The sequence below is a fragment of the Paraburkholderia sp. SIMBA_054 genome, assembly GCF_046534875.1.
Lineage (GTDB): Bacteria > Pseudomonadota > Gammaproteobacteria > Burkholderiales > Burkholderiaceae > Paraburkholderia > Paraburkholderia hospita.
This window is the reverse complement of record NZ_JAWRXV010000516.1, coordinates 1-302: the sequence shown is the minus strand read 5'-3', so window position 1 is coordinate 302 and position 302 is coordinate 1. Positions and strand designations below refer to the sequence as shown.

Sequence of the window (302 nt, the reverse complement as noted above, 5' to 3'; positions counted from 1 at the left end):
ACCTCGTTGCCGAGCGTTTCTTTCTTGTGAAGCACGACCTGGAATTCGCCGGTGAGCGAACACTCGATCGCGGTGCCGCAGAGTTCCGAGTCTCCTTGCGACGCATGCGGGTCGCCAATGGAGAGGAGGGCGCCGGGCACCCCGACCGGCAAGAACACGCTAGCGCCGCGGGTGACGCGCCAGTTGTCGAGATTTCCGCCGAAGGTGGAAGGCGGAATCGAATCGATTAGCCCATCCTGCTGCGGCGCGACGCTGATCACGCCAAAATGCGGACGCACCGGAATCTGGACATTCTTCAGGAT

General features: G+C 61.9%; 1 protein-coding gene. It reads right to left on the bottom strand.

Going from position 1 to position 302, the window contains the following annotated elements:
- Positions 1-302 (bottom strand): acetamidase/formamidase family protein (locus SB822_RS56140; protein ID WP_410858983.1); only part of this gene is annotated, 302 nt, incomplete at both ends.